The organism is Borreliella bavariensis PBi (assembly GCF_000196215.1).
Taxonomy (GTDB): domain Bacteria; phylum Spirochaetota; class Spirochaetia; order Borreliales; family Borreliaceae; genus Borreliella; species Borreliella garinii.
In genome coordinates, this window is sequence record NC_006156.1 from 606,736 (window position 1) to 628,187 (window position 21,452).

Annotated in this window: 14 protein-coding genes and 1 pseudogene; 8 read left to right on the forward strand and 7 right to left on the reverse strand. The window is 27.5% G+C overall.

The genetic code is table 11. The features are described from left to right. Positions 1-3: 3 nt before the first annotated feature. Positions 4-2,178 carry a methionine--tRNA ligase gene (gene metG, locus BG_RS02920; RefSeq protein WP_011193894.1) on the reverse strand — a complete coding sequence of 725 codons (2,175 nt, stop codon included), beginning with the start codon at positions 2,176-2,178 and terminating at the stop codon, positions 4-6. 158 nt (positions 2,179-2,336) lie between these two features. On the opposite strand from metG, the gene BG_RS02925 reads away from it, so the two are divergent. Both BG_RS02925 and pta read left to right on the forward strand, forming a co-directional pair. Continuing rightward, positions 2,337-3,131, forward strand: a complete 795-nt coding sequence (locus tag BG_RS02925; RefSeq protein WP_011193895.1) for a 5'-methylthioadenosine/adenosylhomocysteine nucleosidase — start codon at positions 2,337-2,339, stop codon at positions 3,129-3,131. Between the two features lie 111 nt (positions 3,132-3,242). After that, a complete protein-coding gene (gene pta, locus BG_RS02930; protein ID WP_011193896.1) occupies positions 3,243-4,280 on the forward strand; it encodes a phosphate acetyltransferase in 1,038 nt (345 codons plus the stop codon). Here pta and rsmA read toward each other — a convergent pair. Together rsmA and BG_RS02940 are read right to left on the reverse strand one after the other, a co-directional pair. Beyond that, positions 4,263-5,108 carry a 16S rRNA (adenine(1518)-N(6)/adenine(1519)-N(6))-dimethyltransferase RsmA gene (gene rsmA / locus BG_RS02935; RefSeq protein ID WP_011193897.1) on the reverse strand — a complete coding sequence of 282 codons (846 nt, stop codon included), beginning with the start codon at positions 5,106-5,108 and terminating at the stop codon, positions 4,263-4,265. The genes pta and rsmA overlap by 18 nt on opposite strands. Before the next feature lie 31 nt (positions 5,109-5,139). Continuing rightward, positions 5,140-6,397: pseudogene (locus BG_RS02940) on the reverse strand (ComEC/Rec2 family competence protein). A gap of 116 nt (positions 6,398-6,513) precedes the next feature. Between BG_RS02940 and BG_RS02945 the strand changes: the two are divergent. Both BG_RS02945 and BG_RS02950 read left to right on the forward strand, forming a co-directional pair. Next, on the forward strand, positions 6,514-7,227 hold the full coding sequence (locus BG_RS02945) for a CPBP family intramembrane glutamic endopeptidase (RefSeq protein ID WP_011193899.1): 714 nt from the start codon (positions 6,514-6,516) through the stop codon (positions 7,225-7,227). A 25-nt stretch (positions 7,228-7,252) separates the two neighbouring features. After that, positions 7,253-9,190: an AMP-binding protein gene (locus BG_RS02950; protein ID WP_011193900.1), complete on the forward strand. Its 1,938-nt coding sequence runs from the start codon at positions 7,253-7,255 to the stop codon at positions 9,188-9,190. Positions 9,191-9,218: 28 nt separating this feature from the next. On the opposite strand, the gene argS is transcribed toward BG_RS02950, so the two are convergent. Genes argS through BG_RS02965 form a run of 3 tightly spaced genes read right to left on the reverse strand, consistent with a single transcriptional unit; the run spans position 9,219 to position 13,737 of the window. After that, positions 9,219-10,976 (reverse strand): arginine--tRNA ligase, encoded by a 1,758-nt coding sequence (gene argS, locus BG_RS02955; protein ID WP_011193901.1) that lies wholly within the window; start codon positions 10,974-10,976, stop codon positions 9,219-9,221. After that, a complete protein-coding gene (locus tag BG_RS02960; protein WP_044007913.1) occupies positions 10,969-11,568 on the reverse strand; it encodes a hypothetical protein in 600 nt (199 codons plus the stop codon). The genes argS and BG_RS02960 overlap by 8 nt, the downstream gene beginning before the upstream one ends. Before the next feature lie 21 nt (positions 11,569-11,589). Next, positions 11,590-13,737, reverse strand: a complete 2,148-nt coding sequence (locus BG_RS02965; RefSeq protein ID WP_011193903.1) for a methyl-accepting chemotaxis protein — start codon at positions 13,735-13,737, stop codon at positions 11,590-11,592. Between the two features lie 268 nt (positions 13,738-14,005). On the opposite strand from BG_RS02965, the gene BG_RS02970 reads away from it, so the two are divergent. Then, positions 14,006-16,213: a methyl-accepting chemotaxis protein gene (locus BG_RS02970; protein WP_011193904.1), complete on the forward strand. Its 2,208-nt coding sequence runs from the start codon at positions 14,006-14,008 to the stop codon at positions 16,211-16,213. Here BG_RS02970 and murB read toward each other — a convergent pair. Then, positions 16,210-17,130, reverse strand: coding sequence for a UDP-N-acetylmuramate dehydrogenase (gene murB / locus BG_RS02975; RefSeq protein ID WP_011193905.1), 921 nt, complete (start codon positions 17,128-17,130; stop codon positions 16,210-16,212). The genes BG_RS02970 and murB overlap by 4 nt on opposite strands. A 51-nt stretch (positions 17,131-17,181) precedes the next feature. Between murB and BG_RS02980 the strand changes: the two genes are divergently transcribed. Genes BG_RS02980 through glyA form a run of 3 tightly spaced genes read left to right on the forward strand, consistent with a single transcriptional unit; the run spans position 17,182 to position 21,452 of the window. Continuing rightward, entirely contained in the window at positions 17,182-18,624 is a 1,443-nt protein-coding gene (locus tag BG_RS02980) for a cysteine--tRNA ligase (RefSeq protein WP_011193906.1), read from the forward strand. Between the two features lie 3 nt (positions 18,625-18,627). Further along, positions 18,628-20,199 carry an IPT/TIG domain-containing protein gene (locus BG_RS02985; RefSeq protein WP_011193907.1) on the forward strand — a complete coding sequence of 524 codons (1,572 nt, stop codon included), beginning with the start codon at positions 18,628-18,630 and terminating at the stop codon, positions 20,197-20,199. After that, the gene (gene glyA / locus BG_RS02990; protein WP_011193908.1) at positions 20,199-21,452 is read left to right on the forward strand and encodes a serine hydroxymethyltransferase; all 1,254 of its coding nucleotides are present in this window, start codon (positions 20,199-20,201) and stop codon (positions 21,450-21,452) included. Before BG_RS02985 ends, glyA begins: the two co-directional genes overlap by 1 nt.

Sequence of the window (21,452 nt, forward strand, 5' to 3'; positions counted from 1 at the left end):
CTCTTAGCAAACTATTCCGTTTGGAATATCTTTAGACAATATTTTATTCTTAGAATGTTCTAATATTAAGTTTATTCCGTTTATTTTGAGCTCTCCGTCTTTTGCTACTATATTAGCTTTTGAAAATTTATTTATGTCAATTTTAGGTGGGCAAATGAGATCTTTATTTTGATCGTTTTCAAGTATTATTCGCTCCCCAGGAATAGGATTTTTAATTGAATCTTCTACAATTATAATTTTAAAATTTTTATTTTTATCTTCAGCAGCTATTAGCATTCCTTCAGATTTTATTCCTCTAAACTTTGCAGGCTTTAGATTATCTACTATTATTATATGTTTTCCCAAAAGCTCTTTTTCTGTATAATATCCTTCAAGGCTACTTACTATTTGTTTGTTTTCATTAGTTCCGTCATCTAGTTTTAATATGAATAGGTTTTTAGCCTCGGGATTTCTTTCTATTTTATTTATTTTCACAACTTTTAAGAGCACTTTTTCTCTAAATAAGTTTTCTGGTTGTTCTTTTTCTTCCATGTTTTTTTCTCCTGAATATTTTAGCTTTAAATTGTTGATTTTTTTTTGCTCTAGTTTATTGAATAATATTTCTGTGAATTCAATTCTTTTAATTCCCGATTTAGTTCCAAGAATTTTGGTAGAAAATTGATAGCTGTTGCCAAAGAATTGTTGTATTTTTTTGCTTGTTTCTGGAATGAATGGCATCATTAAAATAGATAAATCTCTGATTAAGTATATTAAGTTTGAGATTAGCTCTTTTGTTTCTTGCGGAGAGCTATCTTTTCTTTTCCACGGTTCATTATCTTGAAAGATTTTGTTTCCAAGGGATGAAATTTTAAGTATTTCTTTTAGTGCAGATTTTAGTTCTGTCTTTTTAAAAAGATTTAGTATTTTATTATATTTTGGTATTATTTGTTTCCAAAATTTATTTTGAATTTCTATTGTTTCTATTACATCTCCAAAGAATTTTTTTTGAAATGTTAATACTCTGTTGACAAGGTTTGAAAAATTATCAATAAGTTCTGTATTTACTCTTTCCATAAGATCTTGCCACATAAATTGAAAATCAGATTTTTCGGGTCTGTTATAATAGATATAGAATCGCCAAACATCAGAAGGGATTCCTGTAGTAATAACATCGTTTCCAAAAATTCCTGTTCCTTCTGATTTTGAAAATTTAAGATTTTCATAATTTAAGTACTCGCTTGATGAGAGCTGATTTAATATTGTCCAATTTTCTTTACTTCCAATTTCTATAGAAGGGAATATAACTGTGTGAAACAATATATTGTCTTTTCCAATAAATTGTACAAGATTTACTTGCTCATTGTTTTTCCACCAAGATTCCCAATTTTTTACAAGGTTTTTGGTAATTGAAATATATCCTATTGGAGCATCAAACCAGACATAAAATACTTTATTTTCATAACCTTTTTTAGGTACAGGAATTCCCCATTTTAGGTCTCTTGTAATTGCTCTTTCTTTAAGACCATCTCTTAAAAAAGCATTTGTCATTTTAAGGGCATTGGTATTCCAATTCTTGCTAGTAGTCGAATTTTTTATCCATTTCTCAAGTTTTCTTTTTATTTTGGGAAGATCTATATAAAGATGGTTGGTTTTTTTTAAAACAGGTTTGTTTTTACAAATTATACATTTTGGATTTATTAGGTCTATTGGATTTAAAAGTTTAGAACAGTTTTCGCACTGATCTCCTTTAGCTATGCTTTGGCACTCTGGGCATTCTCCTATCACATATCTATCAGCTAAGAATATTGAATCTTTGTTGCAAAAAAACTGTTCAGTTTCTCTCTCTTTTATATAGCCATTTTTTTCTAATTTTAGGAAAAAATTTTGTACAATGTCTTGATGGTGCTTATTGGTTGTGCGACCGAAGATATCAAATTCAATATTGAACCATTTGTAAATTGATTTATGTATTTTATAATATTTATTGCAAAGTTCTAAAGGGCTAGTTTTCTCAATTAAGGCTTTGGTTTCTGTGGCTGTTCCATATTCATCTGTTCCACAGATATAAAGAGTTTCAATTCCTGACATTTTAGAATATCTTGCAAAAGCATCAGCTGATAATACTTGTACTAAATTTCCAAGATGAGGAATGTTGTTAACATAGGGTAGAGCAGCTGTAACCAGATTCATTTTTTTCATTCAGTTTCCCTTTTTTGTTTAAGCTATTAATATTGTAATATGGATAGGATATTTTTTTTCAATACCTTTTATAAAAATTATTTCAAAAGTAATTCAATTTTGATTTTTTTTTGTAAAATAATGCTATAAATGTTTTTTGCTATAAGGAGTGTGTTTTTATGAACAATTTTTTAAGAAAATTTTTTCTTTTTTTATTAGTTTTTTCAAACGGCTATGTTGCTTTTTCTAAAAACATCAATGTTTTAATAGTAACTGCCATGGATTCTGAGCTCGAAGAGATAAACAAGCTGATGTCTAATAAGGAAGAAATAGTACTTAAGGAATATGGTCTTAATAAAAAGATTGTAAAGGGTAAGTTGTCTAATCGCAATGTTATGGCTATTGTTTGTGGGGTTGGCAAGGTTAATGCAGGTGTGTGGACTAGCTATATTTTGTCAAAATACAATATCAGTCATGTAATTAATTATGGAGTTGCTGGTGGCGTTATTAGTGATAAATACAAAGATATTAAAGTGGGAGATATAGTAGTGTCTTCAGAGATTGCATATCATGATGTTGATTTAACTAAATTTGGTTATAAGATGGGACAGCTTATGGGATTACCTCAAAAATTTATTGCCAATAAAAATTTGGTTAACAAAGCTAAAGAGGCCGTTAAATTAAAGGTTAGAGGCTCTAATGCATATTCAGGATTAATATTAACAGGAGATCAGTTTATTGACCCAATTTATATCAAAAAAATTATAAGAGACTTTAAAGATGTAATAGCTGTTGAGATGGAAGGTGCAGCAATAGGGCATGTTGCTCATATGTTGAATGTACCTTTTGTAGTTATTAGGTCCATATCTGACATTGTAAATAAAGAAGAAAATGAGGTTGAATATAGTAAATTTTTAAAATTAGCTTCTTTTAATTCAGCTAAAGTTGTACAAGAAATTTTAAGAATTCTTTAAGGAATATTTAATTTTTATAATTGAAAAATTATGCATGAGAAAAGATCTTTTTATTTAAAAAATATCTTTTCTTTATGCACTTGTAAATTTATGTTTTAATATTTTTATAAAGTGTTTTGTTTAAAAGATTATGTTTTTAATAAGGCAAGAATATTTGTAAAAGAGAATAAGTTTAAGGCCAGTGTAGTTTTTCCTGAAAGTAGTGATTCTAGAGTTTTGAAGGCAGCTGTTATTGTTTTGCAAAAAAATCTTGCTAATTCAGTTATTTTGGTAGGTAAAAAAGATCCTGTTATTAATTCTCTAAAAAAATTTTCTAATTGTAATAATATTTTAGAAAGAATAGAAGTTATTGATCCTAATTCTTTCCCAGACATTGAAATGTATTTGGATGAATATTGGAGTTTGTTAAAGCTAAAAGGAGCTACTAAGCAAAGTTTAAAGACTCAAGTTTTAGATGAAATTACTTTTGCTATGCTTATGGTAAGATTTGGGCATGTCAAGTCTTGTGTTTGTGGGGCTATTTCAACTTCTGCTAAGGTTTTGTCTAATGTCTTAAGAATAATTCCTAAGTTGGATGGTGTTAAGACTGTATCATCTTTTATGATTATGGATACTTTAAATATTGCTCGCAATCTTGATTTTTGTTTTGGACATAATGGAATTTTATTTTTTGCAGATTGTTCTTTAGTAGTAAATCCCAATTCTTTAGAGCTTGCAGAAATTGCATTGCAAAGTGCTAAATCTTTTAAAGATATTTTAAATGCAAAGCCCAAGGTTGCTCTTTTAAGTTTTTCAACAAAAGGATCTTCCAATGCTAGAGAAACTGAAAAGGTAAAGAATGCTTTAAATATTGTAAAGAATAAAGAGAGTGATTTGCTTATTGATGGGGAACTTCAACTTGATTCAGCTATAATTAAGGATGTTGCAGAGAAAAAATGTAGTGAATCTTTGCTAGCAGGTTCTGCTAATGTTTTAATATTTCCTAATTTAGATGCCGGGAATATTGGTTATAAATTAGTAGAGAGATTTGCTTTTGCTAAGGCTTACGGTCCTTTTTTACAAGGTTTGTCAAAGCCTATTAGTGATCTTTCAAGGGGTTGTTCTGTTGATGAAATTGTGTTTGCAAGTGCTTTAATGATAGGCATTTAAATTGTTTGAAATTTGTATGAATTCTTCAACAGAAATGTTTTCAGGTCTTTTGCCTAAATATTCTTTTAAAAAATTTTCTTCCAGAATAGCTTTATTTTTGATGAAATTAATAATAGTGTTTTTTAATTTCTTTCTCCTGCCCGAAAATACAGTTCTAATCAGTTTGTTGAATTCTTTGAAGTCTTTTATGTTGTTTTTTTTAGGAATTAATTTTAGTGTTGTGGATTTAACTTTAGGTGCAGGATAAAAATTGTTTTCTCCTATGTCTATTATTTTAATTGCCGTGAAGTGTGATTGTACTAAGACTGTAAATGAAGAATAGTTTTTGCTATTTGTTTTTGCAGTTATTCTGTCGGCCAATTCTTTTTGCACTGTTAATACCATTTCTTTTAAAAAATTTTCTTCAATTAATTTAGATATTACTTTTGAAGCAATATTGTATGGCAAATTTGAAAATATTTTATCAATGTTTTTATTTTCGTTTGGATATTTTTTTAAAAAATCTCCTTTTATCAATTTAAAGTTTTTTAATTTTCCAAATTTTTCATTTAATATTTCTGAATATTTTAAGTCAATTTCAAATGCGGTTAAAAGATTGGTTTTTTTTAATAAAATATCAGTCATTGCGCCAAGGCCTGGACCAATTTCCCAGATTTTTTCATTTTCTTTTATATCTAAGCTTTCTATTATTTTTTGTCTTATGCTTTCGTTGATTAGATAGTTTTGTCCCCACAATTTTCTTGGAGCTATTTTTCTTTCTTTTAATATTTGTTTTATGCTAGTTATACTGTTATAGTTGATATTCATAGATAAAAGAGATAATATCATATTATTTTTTATATTTGCAGCTATTTTTGGATTATTTTGAAGTTTTTTTGGTTTCGTTATTATAAGTAATGTAAGTTATAAGGAGAATACTTAATATTAAAAATATAGGTATTTGGTGGTGCTTTACTATAAAGAATTTGCTAAAAAATGTTGCTGTAATTTTTATTGTTTGGAATATGTAGGCATTTATAAGGTCAAGGAAAAAAATAAATTTAAGCTTAAAAAGTAAGTTATTAGGCTTAATATTGTTATTGATAAGAAAATTAATATTAATGGAATAATTATTAAGTTTGATAGCACTGAAATTGGTGTTAGATCAAAATTGTTAACATAAATTACCGGTGAAGTGAATATTTGAATAAAAAACGTTGTAAGCATTGATGATGTTAGTCTTTTAAGATTGTATCTATTTTTTAGATAAACCGATGTTGATATCCCTATTGTTGCAAGGTAGGAGAGCTGAAATCCTATTGAATTTAGTGTTTTGGGGAATGTAATAGCATTTATTATAAAACTAATAGATGTACAGCTTATTAAATTAATTTTTCCGTAAATTAGTTTGTCTTATTATAAGACATTCTGTCATTAGAAATGATCTTAGTGTTGAAGGTGTAAATCCAGTTAATATTAGATAATTTAATAAAATTATGCTTAGTATTAAGTATTTTAATTTTTCATTTGTGATTATTAAAAGTAAATAGTAAGCTTATTAAGCTTATTAGGTAAAAATGTAGTCCAGACACTACTAAAATGTGGGCAACCCCTGCATTTTGAAATAATGTTTTTTCATATTTTGTTATTTCTGACTTGATATTAAAAATTATTGTTTTTGCAAAATGGGAATAACTAGGATTTAATGTGGTAAAAAAATTATTTAAATTGTTTGTATACTTTTTTCTAAGCTTGGCAAAAAAGGGTCTTTTAATAAGTTTTATTTTTTGGTTTTCAATTTTAATGGTATCTCCGATTTTATAAATATTTTCAATATTTTTGAAATTGAATCTATGTGTGTTTATTTTATTGTCAATTACTTCAATAATGGTTTTTGAATCTTTTTTAAAATTTTTAATGTTTGTTATTTGATAAATATTTTTTTCCAATGTTTTAAAATTTAATCTAGCTTGAAAGCTTAATAGCAATATTGTGCAAAAAATAAAACTAAGTGCTAGGTGTTTGTTATTTTTTATTATAAAAAATAATGTTAGTATTATGTCAAAATAAATCAAATTGAGTTTTAAATAATATTGAATTGATAAATTTATTAAAATAAGGATAAATATTAAAATCATTTATAATATTCCTAATTTTTTATTAATAATAATTATCTTTTGAATTTTAATTTGTTTTGATTAATCAATCAATAATCATTAATTGACAATTAATGATTATTTAATTACAATACTTTATGCAATTGTTAAAAAATAAATATCCATTCAAGCTAGCTTTGCTTGATATTTTTTTGGTCTATGTAGTTATTTATCTCGCATCTCCTTTTGAAAATGTCAATTCAGAATTTTGGAATGTTAATGAAAACCATTATTATTTTTGGATTTCAAGATCTTTTTTAATTGTTTTTATAATTTATTTTTTTAAACTTACCAGCTCTTATGATGATTTTAGAGTAGAGTTTTTTATTCCTAAATTTAAATTTATTTTTATTTGGGAATCTGTTGTAATTTTTATTAAAACAATATTGAGTGCAATGATATTTATTTTTTTGATAGCTTTTTTACTTGAATATCTGTTGCCAGAATCGGCACTTGCCTATTATTTCCAAAACAATGTTGGATTTAATTGGAAAATTAGCAGTAAAAAATCATTGTTTTTAATGACTTTTACCTCTTTTTTTACAGGATCTTTTGAAGAGTTGTTTTATAGGGCTTTTGTTATTACCAAGTTTGCACAAATGGGATTTCCCGCTGTAGTTGCCATTTTTTTCAGTAGTATTTTTTTTGCTTATGGACATTTATATTATGGAATGTTAGGATTTTTGGTTACATTTATATTAGGGATATTTTTTGCTTTTATCTATTTAAGGTATAAAAATGTATATTATGTGATTTTTATACATAGTTTTTATAATATTATTGTTAGTATCCTGTTGCTTGTTTTAAGTTAATTTCAAATTGATTCGAGGGGGATTTATGAGAGATACTGTGCCCAAGCGTTTTAAAGAGGCAATAACTCTTTATAGTGAGCTTGATATTTTTATGTATAAGGAAGGAGATTCTAAAAGTTTTAAGAAGCAAATATATGCTGACTTTTGGAATGAGGTAAAAAGAGTGGCTTCTGGGCTTTTGCATTATGGCATTAAAAGGGGAGAAAAGGTTGTCATTATTTCTGATTCTAGAAGAGAGTGGGTAATAATTGACATTGCTGCTTTAGGGTTAGGTTGTGTTGATGTTCCACGGGGAAATGATTCTTCTGAGGATGAATTAACTTATATTATTAACCATTCTGAATCCACTTTTATTTTTGTTGAAAACAATAAACAACTTCAAAAAGTTTTATCCAAAAAACATGATCTTAGATTGGTGAAGTACATTGTTGTTATTGATGATGATAAATCTTATGAAGAAAAAATGGGGACTATTACTGTTTTTTCTTATAAAAAATTACTAGAACTTGGAGCTGAGCATTTAAGAGCTAATCCAAAATCATTTGATATAGAGATTGAAAAAGGTTCTTCAAAAGATATTGCAACTATAATATATACTTCTGGTACAACAGGTATGCCAAAGGGAGTGATGTTAAGACATGAATCTTTTATTTTTCAATTAGACAGACTTTATGATTATCTTCCAGCAATTAAACCTGGCAAGATAATGATTTCTATTCTTCCTCTTTGGCATTCTTTTGAAAGGGCTTGTGAATATATAGTTGCTTTAAAGGGTGTAGCAATTGCATATTCAAAGCCTATAGGCCCTGTTTTGTTAAAAGATTTCTTACTTTTAAACCCTCAAATGATTATTTCTGTACCTAGAATTTGGGAAGGCATAAGAATAGGCATTATTAAAAAGGTATCAGAATCTTTAATTAAGAAACTTGTGTTTGGGGGATTTTTAAAAATTGGAATTATTTATGCAAAGCTTAATGAAAAATTTTTAGGTTTTTCACCTGTTTATAGAAAACCCAATTTATTTATTTCAATTTTTTCAAAGTTATTTTTATTCATTGGAATTATTTTAATTTTTCCTATTAAATTATTAGGTGATATTTTGGTATTTAAAAAAATAAAAAATGCCCTTGGACAAAATTTTGAATTTGGAGTTTCTGGTGGTGGGGCGTTGGTTGATTATGTTGATTATTTTTTTAAGGCTATAGGAATTAAAGTTCTTGAAGGTTATGGTCTTACTGAAACGGGTCCTGTTTTGAGTGTTAGGCGTCTTAAGGGTCCCGTAGCAAGAACCGTAGGCCCTATTTTGCCAGATGTTGAATACAAAGTAGTTGGAATTGATGGGAAAGTTTTGCCTTATGGAGAAAAAGGTGAGCTTTGGGTAAAGTCACCACAAATAATGAGTGGTTACTTTAAGGATAAGGCTAAGACCAGTGAAGTTTTAACAGAAGATGGTTGGTTTAACACTGGAGACTTAGTTAGATTGACAATTAATAATGAAATTTCAATTGTTGGTAGAAGCAAAGATACAATCGTTCTCAGAGGAGGAGAAAATATTGAACCTGAGCCTCTTGAGAGAGTTTTGGGTAAATCTTTATTTATTGAAAATATTATGATTGTTGGTCAAGATCAAAAATTTTTGGGAGCCGTTATTGTGCCTAATTTTGATAATCTTGAAAAATGGGCAAATTCCAGTGGAATATCTTTTTCTTCTAGAAGTGATTTATTGGTTAATGAGGGTGTTAACAAACTTTATTCTAAGCATATCTCAGATACTATTAATACTAAATCGGGTTTTAAAAATTTTGAAAAAATAGTAGGCTTTGTTTTACTTCAGGATTCTTTTTCAATTGGGGAAGAGCTTACCAATACCCTTAAGTTAAAAAGATATTATATATCTCAAAAGTATGAAGATAAAATAAGATTAATTTTTAGTAAAAGTGACCTAGATTTAAACGGATATTAGACAAGAAAATTTTGTAGAATTTTCTTGTCTACATTTTTAACATATAAGGAATATTGAGCAGGTGCATGCAATTTTTTATTGTTTGCAATATAGTTTTTAAAAATTCGATTCTTGCAGCTGTTAAATCTGTATTGTTTATATCTATTACTTTCACTTCTTGATAGTATGCGCTAAAATGCTTTGCAAGTGAGTATGAATAGTTTGTAAGTATTGAAGGGTTTAAATCTTTTGCCGCCTTGATTATATTTTCTTCTAATTCTGATATTATTTTAATAATTTCCCACTCTTTTTCATGTTTTAAAAGTTCAAAATTAATTTTTTTTATTATTGGAATAGAAAGTGCATTATATTTTTCAAGAATACTATTAATTCTTGCTCCAACATATTGGATATATGGTCCAGAATTTCCTGTAAAAGATAGACTTTCTTTTTTGTTAAATACAATATCTTTATGTACAGCTGATTTTAGCAGATAATAGTGAATTGCTCCTAGTGCAATATTTAAAGCATTTTTTTTAGCATTCTCTTTATTATCAATTTTTTGTGTAATTTCAGGCATTATTGATTCTATTAGTTCTAAGATTAAATTATCCCCGTCAATTACATTACCTTCTCTTGATTTCATTTTGCCATCAATAAGATTGACCATTCCGTGTGACAAATGAATAAGTTGTTTGTTTTTAGAAATTCCCAATTTTTCTGATACAAAAAATAAATTTTTGAAGTGCTGAATTTGCTCACTTCCAACCACATAAATCATTTCGTCAAAATTAAACTCTTTTGTTCTAATTGCTATATTTCCTAAATCTTGGGTAAGATAGATAGATGTTCCGTTTGATCTTATTAGTACTTTTTGTTTTGCTTTAGCCTCTGCTTTTTCATCCGAGTCAGAAGGCAGGTCAATGCATATTGCGCCATCTTCTCGCTTATAGCAAAATCCTTTTTCAAGCCCTTCTAATACGACATTTTTTCCAATTTCAAAAATTTCACTTTCAAGGTAAATTTTATCAAATGAGATGTTTGTAGTTTTGTATGTTTCTTTTATTCCTTCAATTGCCCATTTATTTAACTTTTCCCAAAGTTCAATTGTGTTTTTATCTTTTTGTTCCCATTTTAAAAGTAGATCTTGAATTTCTTTTTCAGCATTTTCATTTTCTTGTGAGTATTTGTTGTATTCAACATAAAACTCGCCAATTAAATGGTCTCCTTTTTTAAAAGCTTTTTCCGGGGTAATGCAATTTCCAAATTTTTTGTATGCAAGCATTGATTTGCAGATATGAACTCCCCGATCGTTTATTAAGTTTATTTTTGTAATTTTTGCACCCACAGCTTTTAATATTCTTGACAGACTTTCTCCTATTGCGTCATTTCTGAGATGTCCTACATGCAGTGGTTTGTTTGTATTTGGCGATGAAAATTCCAATATTATTTTTTTATTGTCTAGATATTTACTTGTTCCATAGCTATCTTTTTGGGCATTTACCATTTGTATTGTATTGTTTATATATTCTTTTCTAGGAATTTTAATGTTTAAGTAAGGCCCCATAGCTTTAATTTCATATTTAGATTTAAGAGTTTTTATTATTTCTTCAGAGATAGTTGCAATAGGAAGTTCTAAGGTTTTGCTAAGTTCAAATATTAATATGGAAATATCTCCTAAATCACTTTTGGGAGGTTTTTGAATATTTATATTGATTTTGTCCAGTTTTATATTTTTTGATAATGCCAGATTGGCAACTATAATGCTAATTTCGTTTTTAATATTTTTTTTAACACTTTTAGTCATTTTTTTCCTCTTTAACACTTGTTAGTATATTGATTAATAGTAAAATTAAAGACGCTAAAATAAAAATGTTTGAGCTATGGGCTGACATTTTTGTATTTATAAACTCTTTTATTATAGGTATCTCTTTGTTAAAAAGTTTTAAACTTCCTGTGTTTAATATTTCTCTAATAATTGAAATTGTTGAACTTAGAGCAATGAAAATTAAAATTGGAATTTTAGAATATTTAATTATCATTGATGGATTTTTCATGATCTTAAAAGGCTCATTTTTATGGAATGATATTATTATGGCTATTAAAATGGGTATTGAAAATTTGAATTCTTTGTATAAGGTTGGTGTTAAGTATAGCATGAATAAGTAAGTAAGACTAGTAAAAATTCCTATTATTAATAGATATATTCCTAATATATGACTTTTATGTTTTTTTAGTTCTATTTGATTGATTATTAAGGCAGGGAATATAATGCACAGTGAAATCCAAACAGATGCGATACTAGCATCTAAAAAGTTTTTTGTATAAGCAAAAATAGGAAATAGCATTAAATGACTTTTAAGATATTTTTCAGTATTATAAAATGTCTTTTTTTGCATATTATTTCCCTTTATTCCATTCTATTTGGTTTTAAATTGATTTGTACTTTCACTAATTCCAGAAATATGGCTTGAGTTTGTAGTTCCTAAAACTTTAATACGCTCAATTGCTTCTACTAGTTTATTAATCTCTTCTTTTAACCCTTTCATTGAGTTTGAGACTGTAATATTAATTTCTCCTAATAGTTTAAAAGTGCTAATGATTTCTTTGTTGCCTCTAAACATATCATTTGAGCCAATCTTTACTTCATATGTTATTTCCCTCATTGTATTTAAAGCCTTTAAAATTTCTTGGCTACCTATTGATTGCTCTTGCATTGTGTGATTTATTTCTTCTATTACTTGAACAACTAGATTGATTGAATCGAATATTTGATTGAAAGCTTTATTTGTTAATTCAGAGGTGTTTACAGTTTTAGTTATTGAATCCATTATTTCGTTAATTGATGAAGCAACAGATTCTGATTGTGATGTTACTTGTTCTGCTAAGTCTTTTATTTCTTCTGCAACAATGGCAAATCCTTTTCCAGCTTCACCAGCATGAGATGCCTCAATTGCAGCGTTCATTGAGAGTAGGTTAGTTTGGCTGGCTATGGATGAAATTAAAGAGTTTGCTTCTTGTAATCTTGTTGAGTTTTTGAAAATCTCTTTGATTTGAGTAATAACTTCTTCTTGTTTTTTTCGCCCATCATCAGAAAATCTTTTTAGTTCTTCTGTGCTTTTTGCAGCTTTTTGAGTTATTTCTGTTATTGATTGTATCCCCCCTATCATTTCTTCGATAGCTGATGAGGATTGTTCAACGCTTGCGGCTTGAGTTTCAATTGAGTTGTCAAGAGACGAAATATTTTTTGAAAGACTTTCAATTACGCCTGTTGTATTAGAGATGAATTCTACCTGTTTTTCTACTTCTTCTTGTGTTTTTTCTATGTATTGATTTGAATTTTTTATTGTACTATGGGTTTTATTTATTTCACTAAATAAATGGTCTCCGTTTTCTTTAAGCAGCCTCACTCGTTCTTGTAGTGAATTGATTACATTTTTTAGATTTTCAATAAAATGCCCAAAAAGATTTATTGTTGAGCTTATTGAATCTTTGCCTTTAGATTCGATTTTAAATGTTAAGTCGCCGTTTTTAACTTTTGGAATGACAACATTGAGTTTATCTATTTTTGATATTATTAAAGTTTTTATTGTTGATATCATTATTAGTATAAAAATTATTACCAAAATAAATATAATGGAAAGTGAAACCAATCTCATATTTTTAAATTCTTTTGAAAATATGTTATTGTAATCTATCTTTATTCCTAAGTACCAATTAGATGTTGTGATTCTTGCTAAGGAGATTATTTCATTTGAATTGCTTGTATTGTAATTTGCTTTTCCTTGAGATAATGCGCTTAATATTTGAGTTAATGTTTTTACGTTAAAGCCAAATATGTGCTTTATGTTTTTCAAAACTTCATCTTTTCCCCCAAATGCATCTCCACTGCTGTTTATTATGTATACATTAAAGTATTTTGATGAGTTTTGGCTGCTTGCATTTTGTTCTAGTAGTGAGTTTTCCAAAAGCAATAAAAGATATTCTTTTAGTTCAGCAATTTTTTCTGAAATGTCAGCATATAAAATAATATATCCAATATTAGATTTTTTTGAATCTGTTATTTTATATGCTATTGGAATATAAAAATTGTTATTTATTTTCGCTAAACTGTTGTAAAGAATTGAAATTTGAAATGCAGTTATAGCTTTACCCAAGAGTAATTCTTTTAAGCTCATGTATTGACCATTTCTTCTTTTTTCACTTGATGCTATTATGTATCCATCTTTATTTGCATACTCTATTATCTTAATAAAGGACGGGAGTGTAACTAAAATCTTGTCAGATACTAAGTGATCATCACTTCTGTTATTTAGAATTGCAGATTTATAATCATGCCTAGCTGTTAATAAGCTTAAGGCTTTTATTATCTCTTTAGATTCATCAGAAAAGCTTTTAATCATTGCTTGGTTAATGAATTTTGTAAAGTCTTGAAGTTCTTTTGTTATTATTTTTTTATAGCCTTGGTCTAATAGTAAAAAGGTTGTTGCAATAATGATTATTGTATATGCCAGAATTATAAAATTAAATTTATAAAAAAGGTTGGAGTTAAGTTTCTTTTCTTTCACTAAGTCCCCTCAAAATTTTGATTTTTCATAAAATTTTAAAATATTAAATTTTTAGTATTCCATATGTTTTATTATATAATTATATATGCATGTAGCTAAATAATAAAATAATTATTTGCAAATATTTGGGGATTTAATCTTTAAGATTTAGAAAGAAAAGTCTAATTTGCTAATTATTATTATTAGTAATTATTTATACATTATTTGTGAAGGTGAAAGTTTTGTTTTAAGGTTTTAATCATATTAATGTTATGTTTGGAGAGCTTTTATGACTGATGAGAATTTAATCGATGTTAATCTGAAAAATACTAAACGGTTTCTTTATCTAATTTTATTTGGATTTCTTTTTTTAAACTTTTTATTTATAGGCTATTCTTATATAAATCATAAAAATGAATATTTGGATCGCTTTAAATTTGATGCTAAGTTATTTTTAAACAGCGCTTCTTCTGTTATTAGGGCTAAATATTTGGAATCCTCTAGGTTTCTTGAAGAGTTTATAAAAGACAGCTATAGGTTTGGGATATTGGTGAATTCTTCAAAGAGCTTTCTTTTGTCTTCAAGTTTAAAATTGGGTGATAATTTAGATGAAAATAGCGATTTGTTTTTAAAGTCAAGAGAATTTAGCTCTATAGATAAAATTTTTAAAACTATTCCTGTAGCAGAAAATTCACTAGAAGGTATATTTTATATTCCTATAGGGAAAAATGTTTTAATATCAAATTTAAATTTTTCATCTCTGAGCTTAAAAGATGTTAGACTTGATCCAATTTATTCTGTTCCTGTAGAAAAAAACTTTAAATATTATTCAAGGTTCATGAGAATAGATGGAAAAATTTATTCTATAGTAAGTTTTCCCGTTAGGGATTCTGTTGCAACATTGGGCGTTATAGGGATTCTAGTATGTTTTGATGAATCGTTTGATATTATTGAAAATCAACTGTATTCTTCTCTTAAATTTAGCAGTAAGGATTATAATTTTTTTATGCTTGATAGAAATTATATGCCCATTTTTTTAAACTTTAATAATCTTAAGGCCAAATCTTTTTCTACATCTTATAGTGAGAATGTTTTGAACAAAGTTATAGCCTATATTAAAAAAGATTCTTCTGCTTCTCAGCATACTTTTAATTATGAAAGCGATTTTTATTCTTTAAGCTTTGTAAAAACCGATGATTTTTTGATTCAAGGATTGATTTTTAATGTCAATTCTATTCCTATTATGTTTAAATCAAATTGGGTTGTATTTTTTATATTCTTATTATCATCTTTTGCAATTATATTTTATTTGTGCAATACTTTTATTTTTTCATTAATTAATGATTTTAACAGAATTGTTAATTATCAAAAATCAAAAAGCGATCCTTTTAATCTTGAGCCCCCTTTAGAGGTTAAGTATTCGTCGGCTATTATTTCTTATATTAGTTCAAAGCTGGACAGTATTTCGTCCAAAAGTAACAAATCTTTTGAGAAAATAAAATTTTATTCTGAAGATTTAAATGCTTATTTAGAACAAATAGAAACTGCTATGTTAAATACTGAAAGTATAGATTCTAGCGTTTTAGCTTACGAGCAACTAAGAGATACTTTTTCTAGATTTGAAAAATCAATTGTTGATATTTTAAGAGGCTTTGAATCTGTTGCTGATCCAATTAATGATCACAATAAGCATATGTCAGAAATCTCCTCAAATTTTGAAGAGAATGTTAGTTTTTTTTATACTATAGATAAAAATTTGGAAATTTTTAATAAAGTTGCTACTACAAATTCTACTGATATTGAAAATATTAAAAGTAAAGTTCTTGATTTAAATATTGTTTTTGAAAATGTGAATAAAAATTTTGCAGATCTTTTATCTCAAACAAATAGCTTACAAAGTGCAAATAAACTTTTAGTGTCAATTTCAGCTCAGACTAATATGCTTGCTATGAATGCAGCAATTGAAGCAGCAAAAGCAGGCGATGCGGGTAAAAGTTTTGCAGTTGTTGCTGAGGAAATTAGAAAGCTTGCTATTAATTCTGGAAAATATTCTAAAACCATTAAAGATGAACTTAAAACGGTTGATAGTATTATTGCGGTAATTAATTCAGAGATCGATACAATTTATAAAAATTTTATAGACATTCAAGATAATGTGGACAGCAATTTTTCAAGACACGAGAAAGTAGACCTTACTCTTGCTAAGCATTTTAAAGAAATTGGTGAGTTTAAAGAAAGGTATTTGTCTCACGATACTAAGATCAGAGATGCTAAGAATATGTATAAAGAAATATTTAATAACCATTTTTTTGTGAGCAGCAAGTTTAACAACTTTAGTCAAGATTTAAAAGAGTTTAAAGTTTCTAAGATGAATTTAGACGCAATAAGTTCTCTTCAAGAATATTCATCTTTGATGAAATCTTCTAAGGATAAGATATTAAAGATAAAGGAATTGACTCAAAAGATTAATGATGAGATTAAAGATATTATTTTTTAGCTTTTTTGATTTTTAAATCCTATGTAAAGCACTTCTTCTTCGAGTAAAAGTCCAGTTTTCGAGTAGACTTCAGTTTTTACTTTTTCAATTAAACTCTTTATGTCATTTGAAGTGGCATTGTTAATATTGATAATAAAGTTTCCATGATATTTAGATACTTCAGCTCCCCCAACGCTTAGCCCCTTGAGTTTACACTCTTCAATTATTTGTCCACTAGGTCTTAGAAATGATTTATTGTTTTTAAAAGTGCTCCCACTACTTGGGAATAAATAGTGACCTTTGTTTATTCTTGCCTGTTTATTTTTATTCATTTTTTCTTCAATAATTTTCTTATTTTCTTTTTTTAAGTTCAATTCAGTTTTTAATATGAAAAAGTTTTTATTTTGAAAAGGTGATACTTTATACTTAAAGTCTTCTTTTTTAAATTCTTTGCAAATAGTCTTTCCTTTATCGTTTATAAATGTAATTTTTTTTAGTATTTCAGAGATTTCATTTCCAAAGCATCTGGCATTCATCCATACAGCTCCCCCTAGTGTTCCAGGTAGCCCATAGATAAATTCCAGGCCGCTTAAACTGCTGTTGAGCGCAATTTTACATAAATTTTCGAAATTTGCACCACATTCGGCTACAATTTTATTGTCGTGAACTTCTATCTTATTTAGATGTCCGGTGTATATTATTGGAAAATCAAGTTCTTCCTTGTCATTGACTAAAATATTGGATCCTCCTCCAAGAATAAATAGTGTAATTTTTTCTTCTATTGCTGCTTTAAAAATATTTTCAGCTTCTTGAATATTTTTAGGAATGAGAAATAATTTCGAAATGTTTCCAATTTTATATGTTGTGTAGTTAATCAGATTTTTTGTTTGAGGCTTTATATTGATTTTTTCAAAAAAATTATTTAGTCTTTTAATCATACTTACTTAATAATAAATTAGACTTTGTATTTTTTCAATTTTGAGAAATGTATGATTTTAAAATTATATAATACTAGAACAAAGGATTTTTCAGAATTAGCAAATTTTTCTGATGTTAAAGTGTATGCTTGCGGGCCCACTGTTTATAATTACGCTCACATTGGAAATTTTAGAACTTATATTTTTGGAGATTTGTTAATTAAAACTTTAAGGTTTTTAGGGTATAAAGTTAATTATGCAATGAATATTACAGATATTGGGCATTTAACAGGTGATCTTGATGATGGAGAAGATAAAGTTGCTAAAACGGCAAGAGAGAAAGGCCTTACAGTTTATGAGATTAGTAAATTTTTTACGGAAGCTTTTTTTAAGGATTGTAAAAAATTAAACGTTGTATATCCCGATAAAGTTCTTATTGCAAGTAAACATATTCCTAATATGATAGAGGTTATTAAAATTCTTGAAGAAAAAAAATTTACTTATTTTTCTAATGGCAATGTGTATTTTGATACTTCTTGTTTTAAAAGCTATGGTGAGATGGCTGGCATTGATTTGATTGATAAAGATATGGCTTTTTCCAGGGTTGATATTGATAAATTTAAAAGAAATAAAACCGATTTTGTTCTGTGGTTTACTAATTCTAAATTTAAAGATCAGGAAATGAAATGGGATTCTCCTTGGGGATTTGGTTATCCGAGTTGGCATTTGGAGTGCGCCGCTATGAATTTGGAGTATTTCAAAGATACACTTGATATTCATTTAGGCGGAGTTGATCATATTGGAGTTCATCATATAAATGAAATAGCAATAGTAGAGTGTTTTTTGAATAAGAAATGGTGTGATATTTTTGTTCATGGAGAATTTTTGATCATGGATTATAACAAGATGTCAAAGTCACATGGGAATTTTATTACAGTTAAAGGCTTAGAAGAACAAAATTTTTCTCCTCTTGATTTTAGGTATTTATGTTTAACATCACACTACAGGAATCAATTAAAATTTTCATTTAATAATCTTAAAGCAAGTAAGATTGCTAGGGAAAATATGATAAACAGGCTAAGCTATTTTTATGCATCTTTAGATCCAGCTGATTTAAATATGCTTAATAAAGATTTAAAAAATTTTGGTTTTAGTATAGAAAAAGAATATTATGATTCTTTTGTAGAAAAAGTTTCTTTTGATTTAAATGTTTCTAAAGGATTGGCTTTACTTTGGGAGGTAATTAAATCTGAAAATCTAGGCTTTGTTTCAAAGCTTAAATTAGCTTTTATTTTTGATGAGATTATATCGCTTAATTTAAGAGAAGAAATTTTAAAAAAATCAGAAAATCATAATATAGTTATTGATGAGAATATGAAAATTTTGCTTGAAGAAAGAAGAATAGCTAAATGTGAAAAAAATTTTAAGCGTGCAGATGAAATTAGGGATTTTTTTGCTAAAAAAGGTTTTGTTTTGATTGATACCAAGGAAGGAACTAAAGTTAAAAGAGGCTAGTATTTGGCTATTTTTTTTAAAAACAAATATTTTCATTTAAGTTTAATTTTTATTATTTTTTTATTTTTGTTTGTTTTTTCTGGATTTTTATTTTATTCAAAGCCAATTATTTATGATATATCTCCAATTCCCACTTCACATAAGGATATTATTGTTATTAAGGGGAATAATTTAGGCTATAGTACAGGAGAGATCAATATTAACAATAATTATTTGGTTAAAAGTAGTATCATTAGTTGGAACAACACCGAAATAGTTTTTAAAATTACAGATGAAGTAAATTCCGGACTTATTTTTGTAAAAAGCGAAAGAGGGACTAGTAACGAACTTTTTCTTGTTATTAGTAGACAAGTTCCTGTTAAGCTTAATAGAGAAAATATTCCTTCTATTTTTTCAGAGGATAAAATAATTTTAAATGCAAATTCTTTAACTTTATTACAGGGTATGAATTTGTTTTCACGTTCTAGTGCTATTAAAATTTTTCTTGAAACCAAAGATAAATTTTATACAATTTTACCCCAAAATATTTTAAATGTTTCTGAGGATAGAGTAGAATTTATTTCTCCTAAAACTTTAAATTCTGACGGGAAGCTTTATGTTTTATTGGACAATCTTCAAAGCAATAAAGTTCCGTTTTCTGTTAAAAATGATTTTTTTAGGTGGACTTTGAATGATTCAAAAGAGTTTACAATAATTGAAGAAATTTATTTTAATCAAGATTTTAATCAGGATCTTGGTAGCAATGTTGATTCAAGACCTGAAGATATTAATTTTAATATCTTCTATTTAAGACCAATTGAAAATGAGCGTCAAAAAATTATAGAGTGTAGCAGTGAGTCTCTTGATTTTAATATTGGTAATTTATTTTTTGAAAGCTTAAGGACAAATAAATTTGTTTTTGAGACTAAGGTAAAGACACACAAACTTAATTTGGAATTTTTGGATACTAAATATTTAGAAAGCATTAAGGTTAGTAGAGAAGATATTAACAATCAAGAGTACAAAACGTATGTTCAAGACAAAAAAAAAGATTATTTATCTTACAGCTCCGTTGATTTAATATCGTTAGATTCTCTAATTTTATCTATGACTGCTGGAAATAATTCAGTTTATAAGTTGGCTAAAGCAATTATTGATGTTTTGACTTTAAATTTTAAAATTGTTGAGAATAATTTAAGCTTAAAGGATTCTATTAAAGAGAAAAAAATTTCATCTAGCAATTTAATACTTCTTACGAATTTACTATTTTTAAAATACGAGATTCCGCTTAGAAATATAGTTGGGCTTTACTACGATTCTAATTCTCTTAAATTGACTGAGCATTTTTGGTTTGAATTTTTTTTGGATGGGGTTGGTTTTGTATATTTTGATATAATAAATGCAGTATTATTTAAGGATAACTCTAAGTATTTTTTAAATATGTCTGAGAACTATATTCAATATGGGTGCATAGAGGACTATGATAAAAATGAATTTTTTGATGGATACCTAGATTCTAGGTTTTTGAAGTATAAAAGCTTGACAAACGGATCGTATTCTTTAATGCATAGGTTTGTTTTGGAGGATAATTTTTGATGAGAGATGATCAAATATTTAATTTAATTGAGAAAGAGAAATTAAGAGAAAAAGAACATATTAAGCTTATTGCATCTGAAAATTTTACATCTTTAGAGATAAGGCAAGCTGTTGGGAGTATTTTAACTAATAAATATGCGGAAGGATACCCTTTGAATCGATATTATGGTGGATGTTCTTTTGTTGATGAGATTGAAAGTTTAGCAATTTTAAGGGCAAAAGAGCTTTTTGGTGCAAAGTATGCCAATGTTCAGCCTCATAGCGGATCTCAGGCTAATATGGCTGCTATAATGGCTCTTATTAACCCTGGTGACAGGATTCTTGGTATGCAATTGTCTCATGGAGGGCATTTAACACATGGTAGTAGGGTAAATTTTTCTGGCATATTTTTTAACACTTATTTTTATGGCGTTTCTAGAGATTCTGAGTTGATTGATTATGATGAGGTTCTTAAAATAGCTAGAGATTGTAGACCAAATTTAATAATAGCTGGAGCTTCTTCTTATTCAAGAGAAATTGATTTTAAAAAATTTAGGGAAATAGCAGACGATGTTTCTGCTTATCTTTTGTGTGATATTGCCCATATTGCGGGCCTTATTGTTGCCGGTTTTCATAATTCTTCGATTGATGTAGCACATCTTACTACAAGTACTACCCATAAAACTTTAAGAGGGCCAAGAGGTGGAATAATACTTTCTGGAAAAGATTTTGACAAATTGGTAACCTTTAATGGAAAAGAGAAAGCTTTGTTTAATGCTGTAAATTCTACAGTTTTCCCCGGCACTCAAGGAGGTCCTTTAGTTCATGTTATTGCAGGGAAGGCTATTGCATTCAGAGAGGCTCTTCAAGAAAGTTTTAGAGAATACATTGCTAACGTAATAAAAAATACTAAAGTTATGGCTGAATATTTCAAATCGGAAGGATTTAGGATTGTCAGTGGAGGTACAGACAATCATTTATTTTTGGTTGATCTTAGTAATTTGGATCTTACAGGTGCCGATGCTGAGAAATTGCTTGAGGGTGTAAATATTACTTTAAATAAAAATGCCATTCCTTTTGATAAAAAAAGTCCTTCTTTAGCTTCTGGTATTAGAATTGGAGGCGCTGCTATTACTTCCAGAGGTTTAAATGAAAATGATTCTTTAAATGTTGCTAAATTTATTGTTAGAGCTTTAAAGACAAGGTCTGACATCGAATTAAAACAAATCAAAAAGGAAGTTGTAAGATTTATTAGAGATTTTGACATGCCTTAA